The following is a 25,617-nucleotide window of genomic DNA, read 5'->3' as shown; positions in this document are numbered from 1 at the left end:
AGCTGGCTCCGCGGAAGCGCGACCGTGACAGGGGTGTGCCACAGCCGCGCCGCAGATTTTTGTCTCAGGCAAAATACGGGTTCTTCCCGCGTAGCCCGCTCATTCAGATCACTGAGCTGTCAGTGAAAACTCGTACACTCCAGGAGCCAGGCCGGAGCGCGGAACAACGAGACAGAGCGCCTGAGAGCTGGCCCTTGAAAGGAAACCATCTGATGAGAACGACGATTATCGCGGGCATCTCCCTGACCTCCTTGCTGGCGAGCTCCGCCCTGGCGGGAGCGGGCGACATCTCGTCCCTCCAGGGGACCGGCGCGTTCAATACGATCCAGGACATCAAGAACTACGACGCGGCCACCCAGGGCTCACAGCGCAGGGTGACCTTCGTGGACGGAGCGATGGTGCAGGATCTGTTCGGCTTCGGTCCGGCCGAAATCACGGAGTACTTCCGCTGCAGTGACAACAAGTATCGCTTCCAGTGCTGGGATCCCTACTCGCGGGCTCCGACCTGGGACGGCTCGCTGCTCTCGCTCTTCTCGGGCGCGGACACGCGGATCTACATCGATGGCTCGCTGTACCAGTCGAACACGGGGGCCTGGGGACAGACGGTCCACATCACGACCTGCTATGGCGACAGCAGCCCGGTGATGTCGGGGCCCTACCGGTCCTATCGCGTGACGTTCTGGCAGACCCTGTCTGGCACGTTCATCAACCGCACCTGCGCCACCCCGTAAGCGCCACGCCTGGAAAGGACTGTCCATGTTTCGGAAATGTATCGTGCTTGCGGCGGGATGCTTTTCGCTGGCAGTCGGGTGCGCCGAGCCACCCGACGAGACGCAGGAGATCATTGGCAACCTGGTCAAGGCCGGGTTCCCGGAAGACGACATCATGGTCGCCGACGGGAAGGTCTACGTCGGGCGTGACGCCGAGGTGTCCCTGGCCGCGTCACGCGAGATGCTCGAGGCCGGCGACACCGAGGAGCAGTACCGCACCACCAACCTCGTCAGCCCGGCGGTGACGAAGATCTGCATCAACGGCTCGACGTTCACCGGCGCGTTCAGCACGGCGCTCGACCTGGCCATCCAGAACTACGACGAGCTGCCGCTCTCCTTCGCCATGGCGCGCACGCCGAGCACCGGCTGCAGCTACACCATCAACGCCGTCATCCAGCCGGGCGTGGTGGGAGGCTCCGCCGGATTCCCCTCGGGCGGGCTGCCGTACCACACCATCAACATCGGCGGCGGGCTCTCCTCGTACAGCGTCGACGTCATCGAGCACGTCATCACGCACGAGATTGGCCACACCATCGGGTTCCGCCACTCGGACTACTACAACCGCAGCATCAGCTGCGGCAGCGGCGGCAACGAGGGCGACGCCGGCGTCGGCGCCATCCACATCCCGGGTACGCCGACCACGGCGGTCGTCGGCGGCTCGCTCATGAACTCCTGCTTCCGCTCGGTCGAGACGGGCGAGTTCACCGCTACCGACCTCACCGGCATCCAGCAGCTCTATGGCGCCGCGACCAGCGTGTGCAAGGGGCAGACGACGCCGGGCGCCACCGCCTGGCAGCAGTACGTTGACGGCGCGCTGTACCTGGACGTGAACACCGCCGCCTGCGGCTTCACGTCCACGCCGCTGTACCTGACGTCGCTGGGGGGCAACGCCAACCACTGGCTCGTCCAGGGTGGCACGTCCATCTACGTGCCCACGCCCACCGGCTTCCGCGTCTACGTCCAGAGCCCGGGCATCACGCCGCAGATCGCCAACGACTGGGGCATGCACCTCAACTGGCAGGCCACGCCGAACAACGTGCGCCAGCCCTCGCTGTGCACGGGGCAGACGGCGCCGGGCGTCACCGCCTGGCAGCAGTACGTCGACGGCGCGCTGTACCTGGACGTGAACACGGCGGCCTGCGGCTTCACGGCCACGCCGCTGTACCTGACGTCGCTGGGAGGCAACGCCAACCACTGGCTCGTGAAGGGTGCCACGTCCATCTACGTGCCCACGCCCACCGGCTTCCGCGTCTACGTCCAGAGCCCGGGCATCACGCCGCAGATCGCCAACGACTGGGGCATGCACCTCAACTGGCAGGCCACGCCGAACAATGCGCGCCAGCCCCCTCGGTGCACCGGGCAGACGGCGCCGGGCGCCACCGCCTGGCAGCAGTACGTCGACGGCGCGCTGTACCTGGACGTGAACACCGCCGCCTGCGGCTTCACGTCCACGCCGCTGTACCTGACGTCGCTGGGGGGCAACGCCAACCACTGGCTCGTCCAGGGTGGCACGTCCATCTACGTGCCCACGCCCACCGGCTTCCGCGTCTACGTCCAGAGCCCGGGCATCACACCGCAGATCGCCAACGACTGGGGCATGCACCTCAACTGGTCCGCGCAGTAGCCTGAGCTGAACGGGCCGGGGACCGCTGTTGCCGGTTCCCGGCCCTCTTCCTCCTGGCGTGTGACGGTTTTCCCTTAAGACGCACAGGCTGGCATCTGTGCTGATTCGGGCGTTGGCGCACTCCACCCCAATCCCGATGCGGACTCCCCCCCGGAGTCTGGTAATTCCAGCTCATGGTCTGTCAGGGGCATGAGCATCCCGTGACAGCCTTCATCCGCCATTCACCGCTGTCGCGGGCCCGGGGGGCATATGAGCGCTGTCTCGTCGTCACCGAACTTCAATTATGGCTTTCCGGCGCCGGGCCCTCAGGCTCCGACGCCGCGGCAGATCATGGACCATGTGTTCTTCCTCACGGAGGAAGCCTGGAAGGAGGTTCGTGAGTTCGAGCGGTTCGACTACATCATCATCGGCAGCGGCCCTTGTCGGCTGGCCTTCGCCGAGCGGGCCTACAAGCATGACCCCAGGACGCGCATCCTGATGATCGAGCGGGGGCCCTTCTTCCTCCCAGAGCACTTCCAGAACCTGCCGATCCCCTATCAGCAGGTCCTGGGAGGACTGACCGAGACCTTCCCATGGACGTTGTCCGCCCGGACCGCCGGTCAGCCGCCAGGGAACATCGGCTTCCAGCATGGAATGGTGCCGTTCTTCGGCGGCCGCAGCATCATGTGGAGCAGCTGGTGCCCACGCCCCACGCGGGAGGAGATGGCGTTCTGGCCCGAGGAGATCATCCGCGAGGCCGAGGAGCGCTTCGCCGACGCCGAACGGCTGCTCAACGTCATCCCCGCGGACCAGATCGACACCGACCTCGACGCGGCGATGCTGGAGAAGACCTCCAAGCGCCGCCCCATCTACGGCGTCATGCAGAAGAAGCTGCAGGCCATGCTGGCCGCCAATCTGGGGCGCATCGGCTCCGCGACCCGGTCCATGGCCGCGCCCATCGCCGTGGGCGCCGGCCTCCAGGAGAACCTCGACTTCGCGAAGTTCTCCACGCCCGCCCCCCTGCTCGACCTGGCCACCCGCCAGGAGGCGCTGAGCAAGGCTGGCAACGGCAGTCCGCTGAAAATCGTGACGGACTGCACGGTCACCCGCATCCATCAGCAGGAGGGCGTGGCGACCGCGCTCGAGACGTCACGCGGCGTGGTCAACCTGGGCACCGCGAAGCTGGTGCTCGCCATGGGGACCCTGCCGCCCACGACGCTGCTGCTGAACTCGTTCCCGCAGGTCAAGAACGCCGGCACCCGCTTCACGGCGCACTTCATCACCTCCGTGGTGGGCCGGATTCCGAGGAAGGACTACCCGTTCGGCGACAAGCTGGCGGAGATGGAGCTGGCCGCCATCTACATGGCCGGAACGAATGCCAGCAGCGGGATGCAGTACCACGTCCAGCTCTCGGTGCTCTCCGACAAGGACCCCGCGAAGAACGCGCAGCGCGCGGCCCGGTACATGCCCGACGTGGTGGCCACGGCCTCGCCCACCCAGCTCGCGAGCTCCCAGGACTACCTCGTCTTCGTCTGCGCGGTCCTGGGCGAGCTGGACTTCCGCAACCGCGACAACTGGCTGCGGCTGAATGGAGAGGAGGACCCGACGACGAACGTGCTGCTGCAGGTCCTCGCCAACGACACCGACCGCGCGACGTGGGACACCATGGACGAAGCGACGTTCCAGATGCTGGAGCTGGCCCTGTCTCCCCAGGGTGCGAGCCGGGTGGAGTACTGGCATGGAACGCCCGACGAGGGCACGTGGACCCGGGAGCGCCCGGGTGTCACGGAGCGTCGGGTGCCGGGACTGGTGCACGAGGGGTCCACCTTGTGGATTGGCGATGACGCCGAGGCGGTGGTCGGGCTGGACTACCGGCCCCGCGGGGTCGCCAACGTCTACGTCACGGGCGGGGGCCTCTGGCCGGCGGGAGGCTCCTGGAACCCCACCATGGCCATGGTGGCCATGGCCCAGCACCTCGCCGACAAGCTCAGCGGGCCGTCAGCCAAGACCCAGACGGCCCAGGCGGCGGCCACCACGACCCGGCTGCCCGTGGCGCGCATGCGCTAGCGGGGCTGCACCAGGCATCCAGCCTTCTCCGGGACCTGCCTGCCATCCACATACTCATAACGCTCGCCGAGGGTACCCACGAACGCTTGTGCCTCGGGGGAATTGGGGGGAGGCAGGCCCTGGCTACCGAAGTTCCGCTCGAATTCATGGAGCGAGGAGTCGAGCGGATAGGCCACCAGCACGCCCGAGTAGCCGGTCTTCGCCAGCCACTTGTCAGCGCTCTGCTTCCTGGAGAAGACCGCCGTGGGCTGCGTGGCGCCCTTCCCCGTGAACACCCAGACGGCCGCTCGGGCATGACGCAATTTCGGCTGGAACTCATCCGGAAGCTGTCGCTGCTCGAAGTCCGCATCGACGCCGAGACTTCGCAGCGCGGCGATGGCCTGGTTCGCGTCCGGCGGGTCGGCACGAACCACGGCGGACTCGATGGGCTCGTACCACACGACATCGAACCGCAACCCATCGTCTCGCTCGAAGGCCCAGTAGAACTCGCGGCCGCTGGCCGTTCGCGTGGGGTCCTCTTCGATGAAGCCGGCCGTTCCCAGTGGCGCGAGCGTTTCCCGGCTGGCGGCGAACGACACCACCCAGTCGTGCTGACTGTAGGGCATCACGTACGGGAACCTCAGGCGACGCATGCTTCCCCCTATGGACGTCCAAAGTACTACCGCCCGGCGATTCGGACTCGGAGGACGTCCCCGATTGAACGAGGCGCCCGGGCAACCCGGCAGCGGCCACCTTCGCCGCGGCCCGCCCGTTCACCCGGGGTGAACACCGTCGGCCGCCCGCGCTCCCTCTTCGGGTAAGTGGTATTTATCCAGCTACCCGGTTCTCCTCGGGTTCGCCCCGAGGTGCCCCGGTCGTCCGCTCGGCGGAGCGGAACCAGCGCCCCATCCCTGACGGGGCCGGCACATCCGGCCCCGACCCCACCCGAAGAGCTGGAACCCGAGGCCCATGGAGCTCCAGGTCCTCGGGACCTCGGAGCCTCGTCCATGAGCGGCGGTTCGAAGCACCTCGACAAGCTCTCCCCCAAGCAGCGCGCGTTGTACGAGTTCCTCCTGAAGGAGAAGCGGGCACAGCTCCGCGAAGCGGCCCGGCGGCGCCAGGGGCGCACCATTCCGAAGCGCGAGGACACCGGCTCCGCGCTCGCCTCCTTCTCCCAGCAACGGCTGTGGGTGGTGGAGCAGCTCGAGGAGGGCCGCTCCTCCGCGTACAACGTGCACACCTCCGTGCGGTTCACCGGCACGCTGGACATCCCGCTGCTGGAGCGGTGTGTGAACCAGGTGGTGAAGCGGCACGAGTCGCTGCGCACCGTGTTCGCCGCGAACAGCGACGGGACTCCCGTGCAGGTGGTGCTGCCGGAGCTGCGTGTGCCCGTCCCGGTGGAGGACCTCTCGCGCCTGTCGAAGGACGAGCAGGACGCGGAGGTGGTGCGGCGCACCCGGGAGGAATCGCAGCGTCTGTTCGACCTGACGCGAGGCCCGCTGATTCGCGGCAAGGTCCTGCGGCTGGGGCCTGGCCACCACGTGGCGCTCGTCACCATCCATCACCTGGTGACGGACCTCTGGTCCATGGGTGTCTTCGTGCGTGAGCTGATGACGCTCTACGCCGGCGAGGTCACCCACCAGCCGGCGGTGCTGCCGCCGCTGCCCATCCAGTACTCCGACTACGCGGTGTGGCAGGGCACGCGGCTGCGGGGAGAGCGGCTGCGCGTCGAGCTGGAGTTCTGGACAGAGCACCTGACTCCCCTGCCCCCGCCGCTGGAGCTGCCCACGGACAAGCCGCGGCCTCCGGTGCAGACCGCCCGGGGCGCCCGCGAGTACCTCACCCTGTCCGTGCCGCTCACGCGCGCGCTGAAGCAGGTCAGCCAGCAGGAGGGCGCCACCCTCTTCATGACGCTGCTGTCCGCCTTCCAGGCGCTGCTGCACCGGTACTCGGGGCAGACGGACTTCGCGGTGGGCACGCCCATCGCGGGCCGCGTCGTGCCGGAGCTGGAGCCGCTCATCGGCTACTTCGTCAACACGCTGGTACTACGCACGCCATTGGACGGCGCCCCCACCTTCCGCGAGCTGCTGCGCCGCGCGAAGGACGTCTGCCTCGCCGCGTACGCCCACCAGGAGCTGCCGCTCGAAAGGCTCGTGGAGGAGCTACGGCCCGAGCGGGACTTGAGCCGTCACCCCATCTTCCAGGTGATGTTCGGCTTCCAGAACACGCCGCTCCCGGACCTGTCGCTGCCGAAGCTGCGCTCCCAGTACCTGCCGGTGGATCCGGGCTCGGCCAAGTTCGACCTGCTGCTGGAGCTGCGCGAGGACCCGCCAGACGAGATCTCCGGCTGGCTCGAGTACAACACCGACCTCTTCGAAGCGGAGTCCATCCAGCGGCTGCGCGGGCACTTCCTCACGTTGCTCGGCGCGGCGGCGGCGAACCCGGACCAGCGGCTCTCCGAGCTGTCACTGCTGCCCTCCGAGGAACAGCTCCGCCTCCTGATGGCCGGCAGCGGCCCGCGCGCGGAGTTCCCACGCGACGTGCCCATGCACGCGCTGTTCGCGCGCCACGCCGCGAGGGCGCCGCATTCCGTGGCCGTCGAGCACGAGGGCCAGTCCCTCACCTACGCCGAGCTGGACGCGCGCTCCAACCAGCTCGCGCGCCACCTGCTGTCCCTGGGACTGAAGCCCGAGGCGCGCGTCGGCCTTTGCGTCGAGCGAGGTCTGGACCTGGTGGTGGGGTTGCTGGGCATCCTCAAGGCGGGCGGCTGCTACGTGCCGCTCGACCCTGCGTACCCGCGCCAGCGGCTGGCCTTCATGTTCGAGGACTCCGGCGTGGCCGTGGTCCTCACGCAACAGCCGCTGCGGGCCTCGCTGCCTCCGCACTCTCTGCCCACGGTGTGCCTGGATTCCGACTGGCCCGTCATCTCCCGGGAGCCGGCCGAGGCGCCCGCGGACGTCCGGGTGTCGCCGGACCAGCTCGCGTACGTCCTCTACACCTCGGGCTCCACGGGGACGCCGAAGGGCGTGGCCATCTCGCACCGCTCCATCGTCCACCTGGTGCGCGACACGAACTACGTGGACCTGCGGCCGGACGACTGCATGGTCCAGGTGGGCACGCCGTCCTTCGACGCGGCCACCTTCGAGCTGTGGGGCGCGCTGCTCAACGGGGCGCGGCTGGTCATCATCCCCCGTGACGTCTCGCTCGCGCCGGAGCACCTCGCTAGGCGGCTGGCCGAGGTGAAGGCCACCTGCGCGCTGCTCACCACGGCCCTCTTCAACCAGGTGGCCCACGAGCAGCCCTCGGCCTTCTCGGCCATGCGCCACGTCTTCTTCGGCGGAGAGAAGGCGGACCCGCGAGCGGTGCGCGCGGTGCTGGAGGCCGGTGGGCCCGGACGCCTCGTCAACCTCTACGGCCCCACCGAGGTGACGGTGTGCGCCACCTTCCAGGCACTGGAGTCCCTGCCGGCCGGAGCCACCTCGGTGCCCATTGGCGGGCCGCTGTCCCGCATGCGCCTGTACGTGCTGGATGCGCACGGCCGGCCCGTGCCGCCCGGCGTCCCGGGCGAGCTGTACATCGGGGGTGACGGACTGGCGCGCGGCTACCTCGGGCGGCCGGACCTGACGGCGGAGCGCTTCGTGCCGGACCCGTTCAGCGGCGAGGCCGGGGCGCGGCTGTACCGCACCGGGGACACGGTGCGCTGGAGCGCGGAAGGGACGCTGGTCTTCGTGGGCCGGGTGGACGCGCAGGTGAAGGTGCGCGGCTTCCGCATCGAGCCGGGCGAAGTCGAAGCGGCCCTGCGCCAGCACGCCTCCGTCCAGGAGGCGGTGGTGCTGGTGCGCGAGGACGTGCCGGGCGACGCGCGCCTCGTCGCGTACTGCGTGCCCGCGGCCCCCCTGGAGGTCTCGGCGCTGCGAGCCTTCCTGTCCGAGCGGCTGCCGCCCCACGCGGTTCCCTCGGCCTTCGTCTCGCTGTCCGCCCTGCCCCTCACGCCTGGCGGCAAGGTGGACCGGAAGTCCCTGCCGCCTCCGGCGGTCTCGTCCGTCGCGGCCACATCCGGCCCCGAAGCCATGACCGCCACCCAGCAGCGCATCGCGACCCTCTTCCGCGAGCTGCTGAACGTGGAGCACGTGGGACCGCACGACGACTTCTTCGCGCTGGGCGGTCACTCGCTGCTGGCCACGCGGATTGTCTCCCGCCTGCGCGCCACCTTCGGGGTGGAGCTGCCACTGCGCACCGTCTTCGCCGCGCCCACCGCCGCCCGGCTCACGGAGCAGGTGGAGGCACGGCTCCACGTCCAGGGCACCGAGTCCGGCACGCCGGCCCTGCGCCCCGTCGCCCGCGAGGGAGACCTGCCGCTGTCCTTCGCGCAGCAGCGGCTGTGGGTGGTGGACCAGCTCCAGCCCGGGAGCAGCAACTACAACATCGGCGCCGCGCTCCAGTTGGAGGGCGTGCTGGACGTGGCGGCGCTGCGCCGGGCGCTGGAGCACCTCGTCGCCCGCCATGAGGCCCTGCGCGCGACCTTCGCACTGAAGGCGGGCCAGCCCGTCCAGGTCATCCATCCGCACGCACCCTGGAATCTGCCGCTCACCGACCTCGGCACCCTGTCTCCCGAAGCTCGCGAGGCCGAGGCTCGCCGGCTCGCCACGGAGGAGTCCACCCGCCCCTTCGACCTGGCCACCGGGCCGCTGCTGCGCACGCGGTTGCTCCGCGTGGGACCGGAGCAGCACGTCCTGGTGCTCGTCATGCACCACATCGTCTCGGACGGATGGTCCGTGGGCGTGATGATTCGCGAGGTCGTCGCGGGCTACGAGGCCTTCGCCTCCGGCAAGGCCCCGGTGCTGCCGCCGCTGCCGGTGCAGTACGTGGACTTCGCCGCGTGGCAGCGCCAGTGGCTCCAGGGCGACGTGCTCGCGCGCGAGGTAGCGTGGTGGAAGGAACAGCTCGCCGGGGCGCCGCCGGTGCTGGACCTGCCCGTCGACAAGCCGCGGCCCTCCATCCGCTCGCCCCGGGGAGCGCTCGTGCCCGTCCACCTGGGCCTCGAGCTGTCCGAGCGCCTCGTCTCGCTCGCGAGGCAGGAAGGAGCGACGCCGTTCATGGTGCTGCTGGCGGCGTGGCAGGTGGTGCTGTCGCGCTACAGCGGTCAGGAAGAGCTGCTCGTCGCCTCGTTCATCGCCGGCCGGCGCCAGGAGGAGCTGGAGGGGCTCGTCGGCTTCTTCGTCAACACGCTGGTGCTGCGCGGCCGCATCCGCCCACGGGACTCGTTCCGCGAGCTGCTGGCCGGGGTGCGCGACACCACGCTGGCCGCGTTCGAGCACCAGGACGTCCCCTTCGAGAAACTCGTCGAGGAGCTGAACGTCCCCAGGGACTTGAGCCGCAACCCGCTGGTGCAGGTTCTCTTCACGCTGCAGAACGCGCCCGGCGGAGAGCTGAAGGCGCCGGGCCTCACGCTGCGCCCGCTGGAACTGGAGCACACCACCGCCCAGTTCGACCTGAACCTCGCGCTCGCCGAGTCACCCGACGGGCTGGAAGGCACCCTCGAATACAGCACCGACCTGTTCGAGACCGCCACGGTGACGCGGATGGCCGGGCACCTGCGCACCCTGCTGGAGGCCGCGGTCGCCACGCCGGAGCGGCCCCTGGGCGCGCTGGAGATGCTCACGCCCGAGGAGCGCCATCAGGTCCTCGTGGAGTGGAATGGCGTCACCGCGGACTACCCACGCGACGCCTTCCTGCACACCCTCTTCGAGCAGCAGGTGGACCGCACTCCCGATGCACCGGCGGTGGTGCTCGGGGAGCAGACGCTGTCGTTCCGTGAGCTGAACGCGCGAGCGAACCAGCTCGCGCACCACCTGCGCGCGCTGGGCGTGGGGCCCGAGGTGCGCGTGGGCCTGTGCCTGGAGCGCACTCCGGACGCCATCGTCGCGCTCATGGCCGTGTGGAAGGCGGGGGGCGCCTTCGTGCCGCTGGACCCGTCGGCTCCCGTGCAGCGCAGGTCCTTCGTGATGCAGGACTCCGGCGCGTCCGTGCTGCTCACCGTCCAGCACCTGGCCGACGCGTGGCGGCCCGAGGTGCTGCACCTCGTGTGCCTCGACGCGGAAGGCGCGCGGCTCGCCTCGCTGCCGGACGAGAACCTGCCCGTGGTCTCTGGGGGCGACCACCTCGCGTACGTGATGTACACCTCCGGGAGCACGGGCACGCCCAAGGGCGTCATGGTGCGAAACGGCGCCCTGGTGAATCTGCGCGAGGGCACCGCCCGGGCCCTCTACGCGGGACTCACCGGTCCGCTGCGCATCAGCATCAACGCGCCGTTCTTCTTCGACATCTCCATGGAGCAGTTCCTCCACGTGGTGGACGGGCACTGCCTGTGCCTGCTGCCGGAGATGACGCGGAAGGACCCGGAGGCGCTGCTCGCGTGGATTGAGCGGCACCGGGTGGACGTGCTGGACGGCACGCCCGCCCAGCTCACGCTGCTGCTCCAGGCGGGCATGCTGGAGCGCCCGCACGTGCCGAAGCTGGTGGTGTCCGGAGGCGAGGCCATGGACCTCGCCCTCTGGACGCCGCTGTCGCGCACCGGGCGGACGCGGACCGTCAACGCGTACGGCCCCACCGAGGCCACCGTGTACGCCACCACGTGGTGCGTGCAGGACTCGTCCGTTTCGGTGCCCGTCATCGGCCGGCCGATGGTCAACACGTGGTGCTACGTCCTGGATGACCAGTTCCGGCTCGTGCCACCGGGAGTGCCCGGAGAGCTGTACCTCGCCGGAGACGGAGTGGCGCGCGGCTACCTGGGCCGCCCCGCCCTCACGGCGGAGCGCTTCGTGCCCGACCCCTTCGGCACCGAGCCGGGAGCGCGCATGTACCGCACCGGAGACCGGGCCCGGTGGAGGGCGGACGGCTCGGTGGAGTACCTCGGCCGGCTGGACTTCCAGGTGAAGGTGCGCGGCTTCCGCATCGAGCTGGGAGAGATTGAGACCGCCCTGCAGGCGCACCCGGCGGTAACGGACGCGGTGGTCCTGGCGCGCGAGGACGTGCCCGGAGACAAGCGCCTCGTCGCGTACGTGGTGGCGGCCCCGGGCTCCGTGATGGACACCGCCGCGCTGCGGGCGCACCTGCACCAGCGGGTGCCCGAGTACATGGTGCCCTCCGTCTTCGTGTCCCTCCCCACCCTGCCGCTGACGCCCAACGGCAAGGTGGACCGCAGGGCCCTGCCGGCGCCGACCGCCGCGGCCTCCGAGCGCCAGGGACGTTTCGAGGAGCCGGCGAGGCCACTGGAGCAGCAGCTCGCGGCCATCTATGCGCGCGAGCTGGGCGCCGAGCGCGTGGGCGTGCACGACCACCTCTTCGAGGAACTGGGCGGCACGTCCCTGTCCGTGGTCCGCATCGCCACGCGCCTGCGCGAGGAGCTGAAGCGCGACGTGCCCGTGGTGTGGCTCTTCGAGCACCCCACCATCCACGCCCTCGCCCAGCACCTGGAGCGCGAGGCGGGGGGAGCAGCGGCCCCGGTCCCCGGGAGCCGCGTCCTCCCGAGCATGGGCGCGCGTTCCGGCGCCGTCGCCATCATCGGCATGGCGGGCCGCTTCCCTGGCGCCGCGTCCGTGGAGGAGTTCTGGCGCAACCTCCGCGAGGGCGTCGAGTCCATCTCGCGCTTCTCGCCGGAGGAGCTGGAGCACCTGCCGGAGCTGCCGGAAGGCCTGGACCTGTGGCAGCACCCGGCCTTCGTCCCCGCGGGCGGAGTGCTGGAGGGCATCGACCGGTTCGACCATCCCTTCTTCGACCTGTCCCTGCGCGAGGCGCAGTGGATGGACCCGCAACAGCGGTTGTTCCTGCAGACCGCGTGGTCGGCGCTGGAGGATGCCGGCATCGACCCGGGACGGGCGCCGGGGGACATCTCGCTCTACGCGGGCGCGGTGGACTCGGGCTACGCGGACATGGTCCGGAAGACGCTGCCGCTGGATGGCGCCTCGCACTTCGAGCTGAACGGCACCGCCACCCACGAGAGCCTCGCCACGAAGACGTCCTTCAAGCTGGGGCTCACGGGTGAGAGCTCGCTGGTCTACACGGCGTGCTCCACGGGCCTGGTCGCGGTCCACATGGCCTGCAAGGACCTGCTGGCCGGGATGTCCGACGTGGCGCTGGCCGGCGCGACGCGCATCACCGTGCCGCAGCGCACGGGGTACGTGTGGCAGGAAGGGATGATCCTCTCGCCGGACGGGCACTGCCGCGCCTTCGATGCGCAGGCCCGGGGCACCATCGCCGGCAGTGCCGTGGCCGCCGTGGTGCTCAAGCGGCTGGAGGATGCGCAGCGCGACGGCGACTCCATCTACGCGGTCATCCGCGCGACGGCCACCAACAACGATGGCCATGGCAAGTCCGGCTTCACGGCGCCGAGCGTGCAGGGGCAGACCACCGTCATCACCCGAGCGCTGGCCCGCGCGGGCGTGGAGCCGAAGGACATCGGCTACGTGGAGGCGCATGGCACGGGCACGCCGCTGGGAGACCCGATTGAAGTGACCGCGCTCCAGCGTGCGTACGGCCTGGGCGAGGAGCACCGAGGCACCATCGCCCTGGCCTCGCTGAAGACCAACGTCGGACACCTGGACACCGTGGCGGGACTCGCGGGCCTCATCAAGGTCGCGCTGTCGCTGCACCACGGAGAGATTCCCCCGAGCCTGCACTTCGAGCGTCCGAATCCGCAGATCGACTTCGGGCCCTTCTTCGTGAACACCGCGCTGCGGCCGTGGCCCCGGGGCGGGAAGCCTCGGCGGGCGGCGGTCAGCTCCTTCGGCATCGGCGGCACCAACGCGCACGCGGTGCTGGAGGAGGCCCCGGTTCCTCGCAGCGATGAGAGCGTGCGTGCGCGGCAGTTGGTGGTGCTGTCGGCGCGCTCACCCGAGGCGCTGGAGACAGCGTCCCATCAGCTCGCCACGCACGTGGAGAACCGTGCGGCGGAGCTGTCACTCTCGGACACGGCCTTCACGCAAGCCATGGGGCGCAAGGCGTTCGAGTACCGCCGCGCCGTCGTGGCGGCGGACGCGACGGAGCTCGCGAAGCAGCTGCGCAAGCCGTACACGCCGGTGAGGGTGAAGGAAGAGGCGCGCCGACGCCGTGTCGCCTTCGTGTTCCCGGGTCAGGGCGCCCAGCAGGTGGGCATGGGCCGCGAGCTGTACGAGGCCGAGCCAGCCTTCCGTACCCACCTGGACGCGTGCCTCGCGCTGCTCGACGCGCCGCTGCGTGCCCGGGTGCGCGTGCTGCTCCAGGCGGCGCCGGGCGCGAAGGACGCGGAGACGGCCGCGCTGCTGGCCGACACCCGCGTCGCCCTGCCCGCCCTCTTCTCCGTGGAGTACTCGCTGGCGCGCACCTGGATGGACTGGGGACTCAAGCCCCACGCCATCCTGGGCCACAGCTTCGGTGAGTACGCCGCCGCCTGCCTCGCGGGCGTGCTGCCGCTGGAGGACGCGCTCAAGCTGGCCGTCGCCCGTGGCGAGCTGATGCACCGCATGCCTCCGGGCGCCATGCTCGCCGTGGCGATGTCCGAGTCCGTGGTGCTGCCCATGCTCACCGGACGCCTGGAGATGGCCGCCATCAACGCTCCGGACCGCTGCGTCGTCGCCGGCCCGGTGGACGAGGTGGAGCGATTCCAGGAGGAACTCAAGCGCCGCGACATCGGCGCGGTGCGCATGCCCGCTCCGCACGCCTTCCACTCCGCCGACGTCGCTCCGCTGATGCCGGAGCTGGAGCGGGTGGTCGCCTCGCTGCGCCGCTCCGAGCCCACCGTGCGCTACGCCTCCAGCGTCACCGGCACCTGGGCGAAGCCGGGAGCGCTGGCCGAGCCGCGCTACTGGGCGGACCAGATGCGCCAACCGGTGCGCTTCTCCGAGGCGGTGGGCGCGCTGCTGGAGGAAGGCTGCAGCCTCGTGCTGGAGGTGGGTCCGGGCCAGGACCTCACCCCGCTGGTGCGCTCGTGCCTGGGACAGGACCGTGAGCGCGTGAAGGCGCTGGCCACGCTGCGGCGCGGCGGCAACGTCACCGAGCATGGCGGCTTCCTGCAGGCGGTGGGTGAGCTGTGGACGCTGGGCGTCGAGGTGGATTGGTCCGCTTTCTACGCCCATGAGCAGCGCCGTCGCCTGCACCTGCCCACCTACCCCTTCCAGGAGAAGCACTGCTGGGTGGATGCGGAGCCCGCGCCGGTGGTGGGTGGCCACGTGGTCCACGGCGGCATGGGGGGCACACCCGCCGGATATGCACCGACCTCCGTGCAGGCAGCGGTCTCCGCCAGGCATCCGGCTCCCTCGGTCACGGAAGGTTCCGCTGGGGCAAGGGACGGCGCGGACGCGCCTCTCGGTGACATCGAGGCGCGAGTCGCCGCCATCTGGCGAGAGCGCCTGGGCCTGGACTTCGTCGGTCGCGACGACAACTTCCTGGAGATTGGCGGCAACTCACTGATGGCCGCGCAGCTGCTCAACCAGCTCCGTGACACCTTCGGTGTGCAGCTCCCGTTGTCGGCCCTCTTCGAGTCACCCACGGTGGCCGGCATCGCCCATCACCTCGAACCGCTGCTGCGCCGTCCCACCGAGGAGGAACACCGCCGGCCGCTGCCCGAACACCCTGAGATTCCCCGCGCGCCCAAAGGCGAGCCCCTGCCGCTGTCCTTCGCGCAGCAGCGGCTCTGGTACCTGCAGCAGCTCGACCCTTCGAGCGTGGCGTACAACAACGCGCCCACCTTCCGGATGCGTGGAGCGTTGAACCCCGCCGCGCTCCAGGGCGCGCTGGACGCGCTGGTGCGCCGGCACGAGGTGCTGCGCACGACGTACACGCTCACCGAGAACGGCGCGGTGCAGGTCATCCACCCGGACGGCGGACTGCCCATGCCGGTGGAGGACGTCCCCGGCGCCACGCCCGAGGAGCGCGAGGCGGCGATGTTGCGCCGCTGCCAGGAGCACACGACGCGGCCCTTCGACCTGGAGCGCGGTCCAGTGGCACGCGCGCTGCTCCTGCGCCTGGGCGTGGAGGAGTACGTGCTCAGCCTGGTGCTCCACCACGCCGTCTCGGATGGGTGGTGCGCGCTGGTGATTGGCCAGGAGCTGCCGGTCCTCTATGCCAGCTTCGTGGCGGGCCAGCCCTCGCCGCTGCCGGAGCTGCCGGTGCAGTACGCGGACTTCGCGGTGTGGCAGCGCCAGTACCTGGAGGGCGCGGTGCTCGATGGGCAGCTCGGCTGGTGGAAGGAGCAGCTCGCCGGGGTGCCGGCGCTGGAGCTGCCCACGGACCGGCCCCGTCCCGCCGTGCAGTCGTCCGAGGGCGACATCCACCGCTTCGACTGGCCACGCGAGCTGTCCGCGCCGCTGCTGGCGCTCGGCCGTCGCGAAGGTGCCACGCCCTTCATGGTGATGCTGGCGCTGTATCAGGTGCTGCTGGGCCGGTACGCGGGCCAGGAGGACTTCGCCATCGGCACGCCCATCGCGGGCCGCACGCGGCCGGAGGTGGAAGGGCTCATCGGCTGCTTCGTCAACACGCTCGCCTTCCGCTCGCGACTGCCCGGTGCGTCGACCTTCCGCGAGCTGGTGGGCCATGTCCGGAAGCAGGCGCTGGAAGGCTACGCGCGCCAGGACGCCCCCTTCGAGCGCCTCATCGAGGTGCTCCAGGTACCGAGGGACCTGAGCCGCTCGCCGGTGTTCCAGGTCATGCTCAACGTGCTCAACACGCCGGAGGCGGACCCCGGCCATCAGCCGGTGGACCTCAGCATCGTGGAGGTGCCCACGGGTACGGCGAAGTTCGACCTGGGCCTGGAGGTATGGGAGCGCCAGGACGAGATGAGCTTCCGCCTCGAGTACTCCACGAAGCTCTTCGACCGGAGCACCGTGGAGCGCCTGACGCGGCACCTGGCCGTGCTCGCTCGCGCCGTGGCCGCGTCGCCGGACCTGCCCCTGCGGCTCCTGCCGCTGCTGACGGAGGAGGAGCGGCGACAGGTGCTGGTGGAGTGGAACGACACGGCCTCGGACTACCCGCGCGAGGCATGCATCCACCACCTGTTCGAGCAGCAGGCCGTCCTGCGTCCCGACTCGGTGGCGCTGGAGTTCGGGGACACGCGCCTCACGTACGCCCAGCTCGACACCCGGGCCAACCAGCTCGCGCACCTGATGCGGCGGAACGGTGTCGGCCCGGATGCGCTCGTGGCCGTGTGCCTGGAGCGCTCCGTCGAGCTCATCGTCTCCCTGCTGGCCATTCTCAAGGCGGGGGGCGCCTACGTGCCGCTGGATGCCTCGTATCCGGCGCAGCGGCTGGCCTTCATGTTGGAGGACGCGCCGCCTCGGCTGCTCGTCACCTCGCGCGAGGTGCGCGCCCGGATGCCCGTGGCCGAGGACGTGCCGTGTCTATACGTGGAGGAGCTGTCCCTGGACGGGCTGCCCACGTCCGCGCCCGCCGTGCAGGTGGAGCCCCGTCATCTGGCGTACGTGGACTTCACCTCCGGCTCCACCGGCCGGCCCAAGGGCGTGGCCGTCGAGCACCGCGGCGTCATGCGCCTGCTGCATGGCGCGAAGTACGCGCACCTGGGGCCGGAGGAGACCTTCCTCCTCATCGCCCCCATCTCCTTCGATGCATCAACCCTGGAGGTCTGGGGTCCCCTGCTCTTCGGTGGCCGCCTCGTCGTCTTCCCGCCGCGGTCGCCCAGTGACTTGGAGCTGCTGGCCAAGGTCCTGAAGCGCCACGCTGTCACCACGCTGCACCTGACCTCGGGCCTGTTCTCCCAAGTGGTGGACCTCGAGCCCGAGGCGCTGCGCGCAGTCCGTCAGCTCCTCACCGGCGGCGACGTCGTCTCCGCGCCGCACGTGCGGCGCGTGGTGGAGGAGCTGGGGATTGCGGTGACGGCCTGCTACGGCCCCACCGAGTCCACCCTCTTCACCTCCACGTACCGCATGACGGACGCGGCCCACGTGGGGACCTCCATCCCCATCGGTACGCCCATCGCGAATACCCGGGTGTACGTGCTCGATGAGCACCTGCGGCCGGTGCCTCCTGGCATCCCCGGTGAGTTGTTCATCGGCGGCGATGGTCTGGCGCGCGGCTATCTGTCCCGCCCCGACCTGACAGCGGAGCGCTTCATCCCCCATCCCTTCGGCGATGGCGAGCGCCTGTACCGCACCGGCGACAAGGCGCGCTGGAGGAGCGACGGCGTGCTGGAGTTCCTCGGCCGCATCGACAACCAGGTGAAGGTGCGCGGCTACCGCATCGAGCTGGCCGAGGTCGAAGCGGCGCTGCTGACGCACCCGGGAGTGCGCGAGGCCGTGGCCGTCGTGCGTCAGGACTCGCCGGGCGACAAGCGGCTGGTGGCCTACGTCACCGGCGACGCCGGCCCGCTCGACGCCACCGAGCTGCGCGCCCACGTCCAGTCGAAGCTGCCCGAATACATGGTGCCCTCCGCCGTGGTGCACCTGGGCGCGCTGCCCCTGACGACCCACGGCAAGGTGGACCGCAAGGCCCTACCCGCCCCGGATGTCCAGGTGACGAAGCGTGGCCAGTACGTGGCGCCTCGCACGCCCGCCGAGACGACCCTGACCGGAATCTTCGCGCAGGTCCTGGGCGTCAGCCGCGTGGGAGTGCACGACAACTTCTTCGAGCTGGGTGGCCACTCCCTGCTGGCCACGCAGGTCATCGCGAGAGTCCGCGCGGCCTTCCGCACGGAGCTCCCCCTCCGCGCGCTCTTCGAGGCGCCCACCGCGGCCACGCTGGCCGAGCGTCTCCAGGCACCCACGGCAACCCGGGTTCCGACCCTGGTCCGAGCGGACCGGTCCTCGGCCATCCCCCTGTCCTTCTCGCAGCAGCGCCTGTGGTTCCTGGATCAGCTCCATCCAGGGCAGGCCCTCTACAACATCCCCCTGGCGCTGCGCCTGTCGGGCTCCCTGGAGCCATCCGCGCTCCAGCGCGCCTTCGATGAGCTGGTGCGCCGCCACGAGTCCCTGCGAACCACCTTCCGCGCCGAAGGCGGCGAGCCCCGACAGGTCATCCACCCGGCCACCGCGTGGCGGCTCCCGGTCGTGGAGCTGGACACACTGCCGCCCGCGCAACGTCAGCCCGAGGCCTCGCGCATCCTCACCGAGGAGGCCTACCGCCCGTTCGACCTGTCCGCCGGTCCGCTGATGCGCGCCCTGCTGTTGAAGCTGGAGCCGGCGGAGTACGTGCTGCTGGTCAACATGCACCACGGCATCTCCGACGGCTGGTCCACGGGCGTCCTGGTACGCGAGCTGGCCGCGCTCTACGACGCCTTCCGTCAGGGCCGGGCCTCGCCCCTGCCGGAGCTGCCGGTGCAGTACGCCGACTACGCCGTCTGGCAGCGTCACTGGCTCCAGGGCGAGGCGCTGCGGGCACAGATCGACTGGTGGAAGCAGCTGCTCTCCGGCGCGCCCACCGCGCTGGAGCTGCCCACCGACAAGCCGAGGCCCGCGACGCTGACGCATGCGGGTGGCAAAGTCTCCGTGCACCTGCCGGTCGCGCTCAGCCAGGGGCTGGAAGCGCTGGCGCAGCGCGAGGGCGTCACGCCGTACATGCTGCTGCTGGCGGGCTTCCAGGCGCTGCTGCATCGCTACTCGGGTCAGGACGACGTGCTGGTGGGTTCGCCCATCGCGGGCCGGCGCCATGCGGAGACGGAGGGCATCATCGGCTTCTTCGTCAACACGCTGGTGCTGCGTGCGCGGTTCTCTCCGCAGCTCACCTTCCGTGAGTTGCTGGCCCAGGTGCGCGACACCACCCTGGGCGCCTACGAGCATCAGGACGTTCCCTTCGAGCGACTGGTGGAGGAACTCCAGCCCAAGCGGGACCTGAGCCGCACGCCGCTGTTCCAGGCCCTGTTCGCCTTGCAGAACGCCCCCATGCCGGAGCTGTCCCTGCCGGGGCTGACCCTGCGAAACCTGGAGCTGGATCCGGACTCCACCAAGTTCGAGCTCAGCCTCGACCTGACGCGGACCTCGGACGGCTACCAGGGCGGCCTCGTCTTCAGCACCGAGCTGTTCGAGCGCACCACCGCCGAGCGCCTCATGGCCCACTTCCAGCTCCTGCTGGAGAAGGCCCTGGCCGCGCCCGAGGCTCCGCTGTCCGCCCTGCCCCTGCAGACGGCCACGGAGCGGCAGCAGCTGCTGGTCGCGTGGAACGGCGCCTCCGCGAACTTCCAGGGCGACGCCTGCCTCCACACGCTCTTCGAGCAACAGGTGTGCCGCACGCCGGACGCTCCCGCCGTCCAGTTCGGCACCACGGTGCTCAGCTACGCGCTGCTCAACACGCGCGCCAACCAGCTCGCGCATCACCTGCGCACGCTGGGGGTGGGGCCGGACGTCACCGTCGGCCTGTGCCTGGAGCGCACGCCCGAGGCCCTCATCGCCCTGCTGGCGGTGCTGAAGGCCGGGGGCGCGTACGTGCCCGTCGACCCGTCGGCTCCGGCGCAGCGCAAGTCGTTCGTCCTCCAGGACAGCGGCGCGTCCGTGCTGCTCACCGTCCAGCACCTCGCTGACGCGTGGCAGCCGGAGGTCCGCCACCTGCTCCTGCTCGACACCGACGCGGCGCGACTGGCGGCCCTGCCCGAGCACGACGTGCCGTCCTCCGCCCGCGCGGAGAACCTGGCGTACGTCATCTACACGTCGGGAAGCACGGGCACGCCCAAGGGTGTCATGGTGCAGCACCGCTCGGTGCTCCACCTGCACGCGGCCACTGCTCGCTCCCTCTACGCCGGCCTGCCTCCCGGCCTGCGCCTGAGCCTCAACGCGCCGCTCTACTTTGACGTCTCCGTCGAGCAGCTCCTCCATCTGGCCGACGGCCACTGCCTGTGCCTGCTGTCGGAAGACACGCGCAAGGACCCGGAGGCCCTGCTGGCATGGGTGCAGCAGCAGCGCATCGACGTGCTCGACTGCACTCCCGCTCAGCTCACCCCGCTGATTCAGGCGGGGCTGCTGGAGGCCGCCCACGTGCCGCGCATGGTGGTGTGCGCCGGTGAGGCCATGGACCTCTCCCTGTGGAAGACCCTGTCCCGCACCCAGCGCACCCGGGCGGTCAACGCCTACGGCCCCACCGAGGCCACGGTGTACGCCACCTCGTGGAGCGTGCGGGACTCGTCCGTCACCACGCCCGTCATCGGCCAGCCGCTGCCCAACACCCAGGCGTACGTCCTGGATGAGGGGCTGCGGATGGCGCCGCTGGGCGTGCCCGGAGAGCTGTACCTGGCCGGCGAAGGCCTGGCGCGGGGCTACCTCGGACGCCCGGCCCTTACGGCCGAGCGCTTCGTGCCCAACCCCTTCAGCACCGAGCCGGGTGCCCGCATGTACCGCACGGGCGACAAGGCACGTTGGAGAGCGGACGGCACGCTGGAGTACCTGGGCCGACTGGACTTCCAGGTGAAGGTGCGTGGCTTCCGCATCGAGCTGGGTGAAGTCGAGGCCGCGCTGCGGACGCACCCCGCCGTGAAGGACGTGGTGGTGCTGGCGCGTGAGGACGTGCCCGGTGACAAGCGCCTCGTCGCCTACGTGGTGGGCGCGGAGTCCGCGGAGCTGGCCGCGTCACTGCGCACGCACGCTCGGCAGCACCTGCCCGAGTACATGGTGCCCTCCGCCTTCGTGCCCCTGGCCACGCTGCCGCTCAACGCCAATGGCAAGGTGGACAGGAAGGTGCTGCCTCCACCGGAAGCCTCGATGCCACGGAACGACTACTCCGAGGCACCGCGCACGCCCACGGAGCAGACGGTGGCGGAGCTCTTCGCTCAGTTGCTCCGTGTCAGTCGAGTGGGTGCACAGGACAGCTTCTTCGAACTGGGTGGCCACTCGTTGCTGGCGACGCAGTTGGCGTCTCGTATCCGTGCCGCCTTCGGCACCGAGCTGCCCCTGCGCACCCTTTTCGAGGCGCCCACCGTGGCCGCCCTCGCCGAGCGCATCCAGGCCGCCACCGCGGGCCCCCGCCTGCCCGAGCTGACGAAGGCCCGCCGCGACGGGCTGATTCCGCTGTCCTTCGCCCAGCAGCGTCTGTGGTTCCTCGACCAACTCCAGCCCGACAGCGCGCTCTACAACATGCCCGTCGCCCTGCGCCTCACCGGCACATTGGAGCTGCCCGCCTTCCAGCGCGCCTTCGATGTGCTGGTGCAGCGGCACGAGGTCCTGCGCACCACCTTCCACTCCGAAGGCGGTGAGCCCTTCCAGGTCATCCACCCGGCCCGCGACGGCGTGCTCCAGGTGGTGGACCTCAGCGGCCTGCCTGATGCGCGGCGCCAGCCCGAGGTCATGCGCATCGCCATGGAAGACGCGCAGCGGCCCTTCCATCTCGCCGAGGGCCCCCTGCTGCGCGCGCGGATGGTGAAGGTCGAGCCGGCCGAGTACGTGCTGCTGCTCAACATGCACCACGGCATCTCGGACGGCTGGTCCACCGGTGTGCTGGTGCGGGAGGTCGTCACACTTTACGAAGCCTTCCGGCGCGGTCTGCCGTCGCACCTGCCGGAGCTGCCGGTGCAGTATGCCGACTACGCTGTCTGGCAGCGCGACTGGCTCCAGGGCGAGACGCTGCGAGCGCAGCTCGACTGGTGGAAGCAGCAGCTCTCGGGCGCGCCCAACGCGCTGGAGCTGCCCACCGACAAGCCGAGGCCCGCGACGCTGACGCACGCGGGCGGCAACGTCCCCGTGCACTTGTCCCTCGAGCTGAGCCGAGCGCTCGACGCACGAGCACAGCGCGAGGGCGTCACGCCGTACATGCTGCTGCTGGCCGCCTTCCAGGCCGTGTTGCACCGCTACTCCGGGCAGGACGACGTGCTGGTGGGCTCGCCCATCGCGGGCCGGCGCCATGCTCAGACGGAGGACCTCATCGGCTTCTTCGTCAACACGCTGGTGCTGCGTGCGCGGTTCTCTCCGCGGCTCACCTTCCACGAGCTGCTCGCGCAGGTGCGTGACACCACCCTGGGCGCCTACGAGCATCAGGACGTCCCGTTCGAAAAACTGGTGGAGGAACTCCAGCCCACGCGAGACCTGGGCCGCACGCCGCTGTTCCAGGCTCTCTTCGTCCTGCAGAACACGCCCGATGCCTCCATGGCGCTACCGGAGCTGACGATTCAAGGCGTGGAGGTGGAGCATACGGTCGCACGCTTCGAACTGGAGTTCGGCCTGAGGCGGACTTCAGACGGCTACCAGGGCGGCCTCGTCTTCAGCACCGAGCTGTTCGAGCGCACCACCGCCGAGCGCCTCATGGCCCACTTCCAGCTCCTGCTGGAGAAGGCCCTGGCCGCGCCCGAGGCTCCGCTGTCCGCCCTACCCCTGCAAACGGCCACGGAGCGCCAGCAGCTGCTGGTCGAGTGGAACGGCACCTCCGCGGACTTCCGGCGTGACGCCTGCCTCCACACGCTCTTCGAGCAGCAGGTGCGCCGCACGCCGAACGCTCCCGCCGTACAGCACGGGGATACGGTGCTCACCTATGCGTGGCTCAACGTGCGGGCGAATCAGCTCGCGAATCATCTGCGTACGTTGGGCGTGGGACCGGACGCCACCGTCGGCCTGTGCTTGGAGCGCACCCCGGATGCCATCGTCGCCCTACTGGCGGTGCTGAAGGCCGGGGGGGCGTACGTGCCCATCGACCCGGCGGCCCCACCGCAGCGCAAGTCGTTCGTCCTCCAGGACAGCGGCGCGTCCGTGCTGCTCACCGTCCAGCACCTCGCTGACGCATGGCGGCCCGAGGTGCGGCACCTCATCTGCCTGGATGGAGGGGCGGCGCGCTTCAGCTCGCTTCCGGATGGCAACCTGCCTCCGGCCAGCAGCGCGGTGAACCTGGCGTACGTCATCTACACGTCGGGAAGCACGGGCACGCCCAAGGGCGTCATGGTGCAGCACCGCTCGGTGCTCCACCTGCACGCGACCACCGCTCGCGCCCTCTACGCGGGCCTGCCCTCCGGCCTGCGCCTGAGCCTCAACGCGCCGCTCTACTTCGACGTCTCCGTCGAGCAGCTTCTCCATCTGGCCGACGGCCACTGCCTGTGCCTCCTGTCGGAAGACATGCGCAAGGACCCGGAGGCCCTGCTGGCGTGGGTGCAGCAGCAGCGCATCGACGTACTCGACTGCACTCCCGCCCAGCTCACCCTGCTGCTTCAGGCGGGACTGCTGGAAGCCCCGCACGTGCCGCAGATGGTGGTCTGCGCCGGTGAGGCCATGGACCTCTCCCTCTGGAAGGCCCTGTCCCGCACCCAGCGCACGCGAGCGGTCAACGCCTACGGCCCCACCGAAGCCACGGTGTACGCGACTACGTGGAGCGTGCAGGACTCGTCCGTCACCACGCCCGTCATCGGCCAGCCGCTGCCCAACACCCAGGCCTACGTCCTGGATGAGGGGCTGCGGATGGCACCGCTGGGCGTGCCCGGAGAGCTGTACCTCGCGGGTGAAGGCCTGGCGCGGGGCTACCTCGGGCGCTCTGCCCTTACGGCCGAGCGCTTCGTGCCCAATCCCTTCAGCACCGAGCCGGGTGCCCGCATGTACCGCACGGGCGACAAGGCGCGTTGGAGGGCGGACGGCACGCTGGAGTACCTGGGCCGACTGGACTTCCAGGTGAAGGTGCGCGGCTTCCGCATCGAGCTGGGTGAAATCGAAACGGTGCTGCGTGCGCATCCGGCGGTGAAGGACGCGGTGGTGCTGGCGCGCGAGGACGTGCCCGGCGACAAGCGCCTCGTCGCGTACGTGGTGACGGCGCCTGGGGCGACTCCGGAGTCCGAGGAGCTGGCCACCCCGCTGCGCACCCACGCCCGGCAGCACCTGCCCGAGTACATGGTGCCCTCGGCCTTCGTCTCCCTCTCCGCCCTGCCCCTCAACGCCAACGGCAAGGTGGACCGGAAGGCCCTGCCCGCACCCCAGGCCCTGGAAGCGCCGGCCTCGACCTACGTCGCCCCGAGGGACTCACTGGAGCTGACGCTGGTGCGCGTCTGGGAGCAGGTACTGGGCATCCAGCCAGTGGGTGTGCGCTCCAGCTTCTTCGAGCTGGGCGGCCACTCGCTGCTGGCCGTGCGCCTGATGGCCGCCATGCGTCAGGCCACCGGCCGTCACCTCCCGCTGGCCGCCCTCTTCCAGGCGCCCACGGTGGAGCAGCTCGCCGCGCTGCTGCGCCGCGAGGACTCCGGGACGCACTCGCCCCTGGTGCCCTTCGGCACGGCCTCCACCTCCACCGCCGTGCCCTTCTTCTGCGTGCACGCGGTGGGCGGCAACGTCCTCAGCTACGCGGAACTCGCGCGACTGCTGGGCACGGAGTGGCCCTTCTACGGCCTGCAGGCCCGCGGCCTGGACGGCACCACGCCTCCCCTGGGCACCGTGGAGGAGATGGCCGCCGAGTACGTGAAGGCCATTCGCACCGTGCAGCCCTCCGGGCCCTACTTCCTGGGCGGCTGGTCCATGGGCGGCGTCATCGCCTACGAGATGGCGCGGCAGCTGCGCGCCAGCGGTGAGGAGGTGGCGAAGCTGGTCCTCATCGACTCGTACGTCCCGGCGGTGTCCGTGGCGGCGCAGCCGGAGCCGGACCGGCTGCAGCTGGCGCTGATGTTCGCGAGGGACTTGATGGGCGCGTCGCTGACGGAGCTACCCATCGACCTGGCGCAGCTGGCGGGCATGGCGCCGGAAGCCATGCTGGAGGAACTGCTGCGCGCGGTGGCCATCAGCGGAGCCCTGCCGCCGGGAACGGACACCGAGCACGTGCGAGCCCTGTTCCGGGTGTTCGAGGCGAACCTGCTGGCCTCGCGGCGCTACGAAGCGAAGGCCACGCAGCAGCGCGTGATGCTCTTCAAGGCCACGGACGACGCGGAGGAACTGCCGGAGGACGGCGGCTGGAAGGCGCTGGTGGGCGACGGGCTGGAGCGGCACCTGCTGCCGGGTGACCACTACAGCCTGCTGCGCCAGCCCACTGTCCGTGACCTGGCCGAGCGCCTCCGCGAGGTGTTGAAGTCCTCGCGGTAGAACCCGCGGGCAGGGGCTCCACTCCGCCGCCCGGAAGGCAGTCCCGGGCGGCGGGTTCGCACCTTCCCGCCGGTGCAGGGCCTCGCAAGTCCCGCCGCCGCAGCTGCGTCCGCCGGGCCGGGGCCGCGCGCCACAGCCGAGGTCACGGGTGTCGCGGTTCCGCCTGCTCCCACGCCGAGAACTTCCACCCCTCGACCACACTTCAGCTCCTTTCGAGAGCCACTACCGCTTCAACGCCACGAGGCTCAGTCGAAGC

5 protein-coding genes are annotated in these 25,617 nt (G+C 70.4%); 4 read left to right on the top strand and 1 reads right to left on the bottom strand.

The window, feature by feature from the left end:
* The first annotated feature begins 212 nt into the window (after positions 1–212).
* The 3 genes from HG543_RS05160 to HG543_RS05150 all read left to right on the top strand — a co-directional run bounded on the left by HG543_RS05160 (position 213) and on the right by HG543_RS05150 (position 4,440).
* The gene (locus HG543_RS05160; RefSeq protein WP_169343546.1) at positions 213–731 is read left to right on the top strand and encodes a hypothetical protein; all 519 of its coding nucleotides are present in this window, start codon (positions 213–215) and stop codon (positions 729–731) included.
* A gap of 43 nt (positions 732–774) precedes the next feature.
* Positions 775–2,394: a zinc-dependent metalloprotease gene (locus HG543_RS56185; RefSeq protein WP_343073279.1), complete on the top strand. Its 1,620-nt coding sequence runs from the start codon at positions 775–777 to the stop codon at positions 2,392–2,394.
* Positions 2,395–2,724: 330 nt separating this feature from the next.
* A complete protein-coding gene (locus HG543_RS05150) occupies positions 2,725–4,440 on the top strand; it encodes a GMC oxidoreductase (protein ID WP_211193741.1) in 1,716 nt (571 codons plus the stop codon).
* On the opposite strand, the gene HG543_RS05145 is transcribed toward HG543_RS05150, so the two are convergent.
* Positions 4,437–5,072, bottom strand: a complete 636-nt coding sequence (locus HG543_RS05145; RefSeq protein ID WP_169343544.1) for a DUF7710 domain-containing protein — start codon at positions 5,070–5,072, stop codon at positions 4,437–4,439. The two genes, HG543_RS05150 and HG543_RS05145, sit on opposite strands and share 4 nt — an antisense overlap.
* A gap of 354 nt (positions 5,073–5,426) precedes the next feature.
* Here HG543_RS05145 and HG543_RS05140 point away from each other — a divergent pair, with 354 nt between their 5' ends.
* Positions 5,427–25,361: a non-ribosomal peptide synthase/polyketide synthase gene (locus HG543_RS05140; RefSeq protein ID WP_169343543.1), complete on the top strand. Its 19,935-nt coding sequence runs from the start codon at positions 5,427–5,429 to the stop codon at positions 25,359–25,361.
* Positions 25,362–25,617: the final 256 nt, after the last annotated feature.

It is taken from the genome of Pyxidicoccus fallax (genome assembly GCF_012933655.1).
GTDB lineage: Bacteria > Myxococcota > Myxococcia > Myxococcales > Myxococcaceae > Myxococcus > Myxococcus fallax.
The sequence above is the reverse complement of the archived record's forward strand: the minus strand, read 5'-3'. Positions and strand labels throughout refer to the sequence as shown.

Coding starts and splice junctions, on each gene's coding strand:
- HG543_RS05140 (WP_169343543.1), top strand. CDS start 5,427: ATGAGCGGCGGTTCGAAGCACCTCGACAAGCTCTCCCCCAAGCAGCGC.
- HG543_RS05145 (WP_169343544.1), bottom strand. CDS start 5,072: ATGCGTCGCCTGAGGTTCCCGTACGTGATGCCCTACAGTCAGCACGAC.
- HG543_RS05160 (WP_169343546.1), top strand. CDS start 213: ATGAGAACGACGATTATCGCGGGCATCTCCCTGACCTCCTTGCTGGCG.
- HG543_RS05150 (WP_211193741.1), top strand. CDS start 2,725: ATGGACCATGTGTTCTTCCTCACGGAGGAAGCCTGGAAGGAGGTTCGT.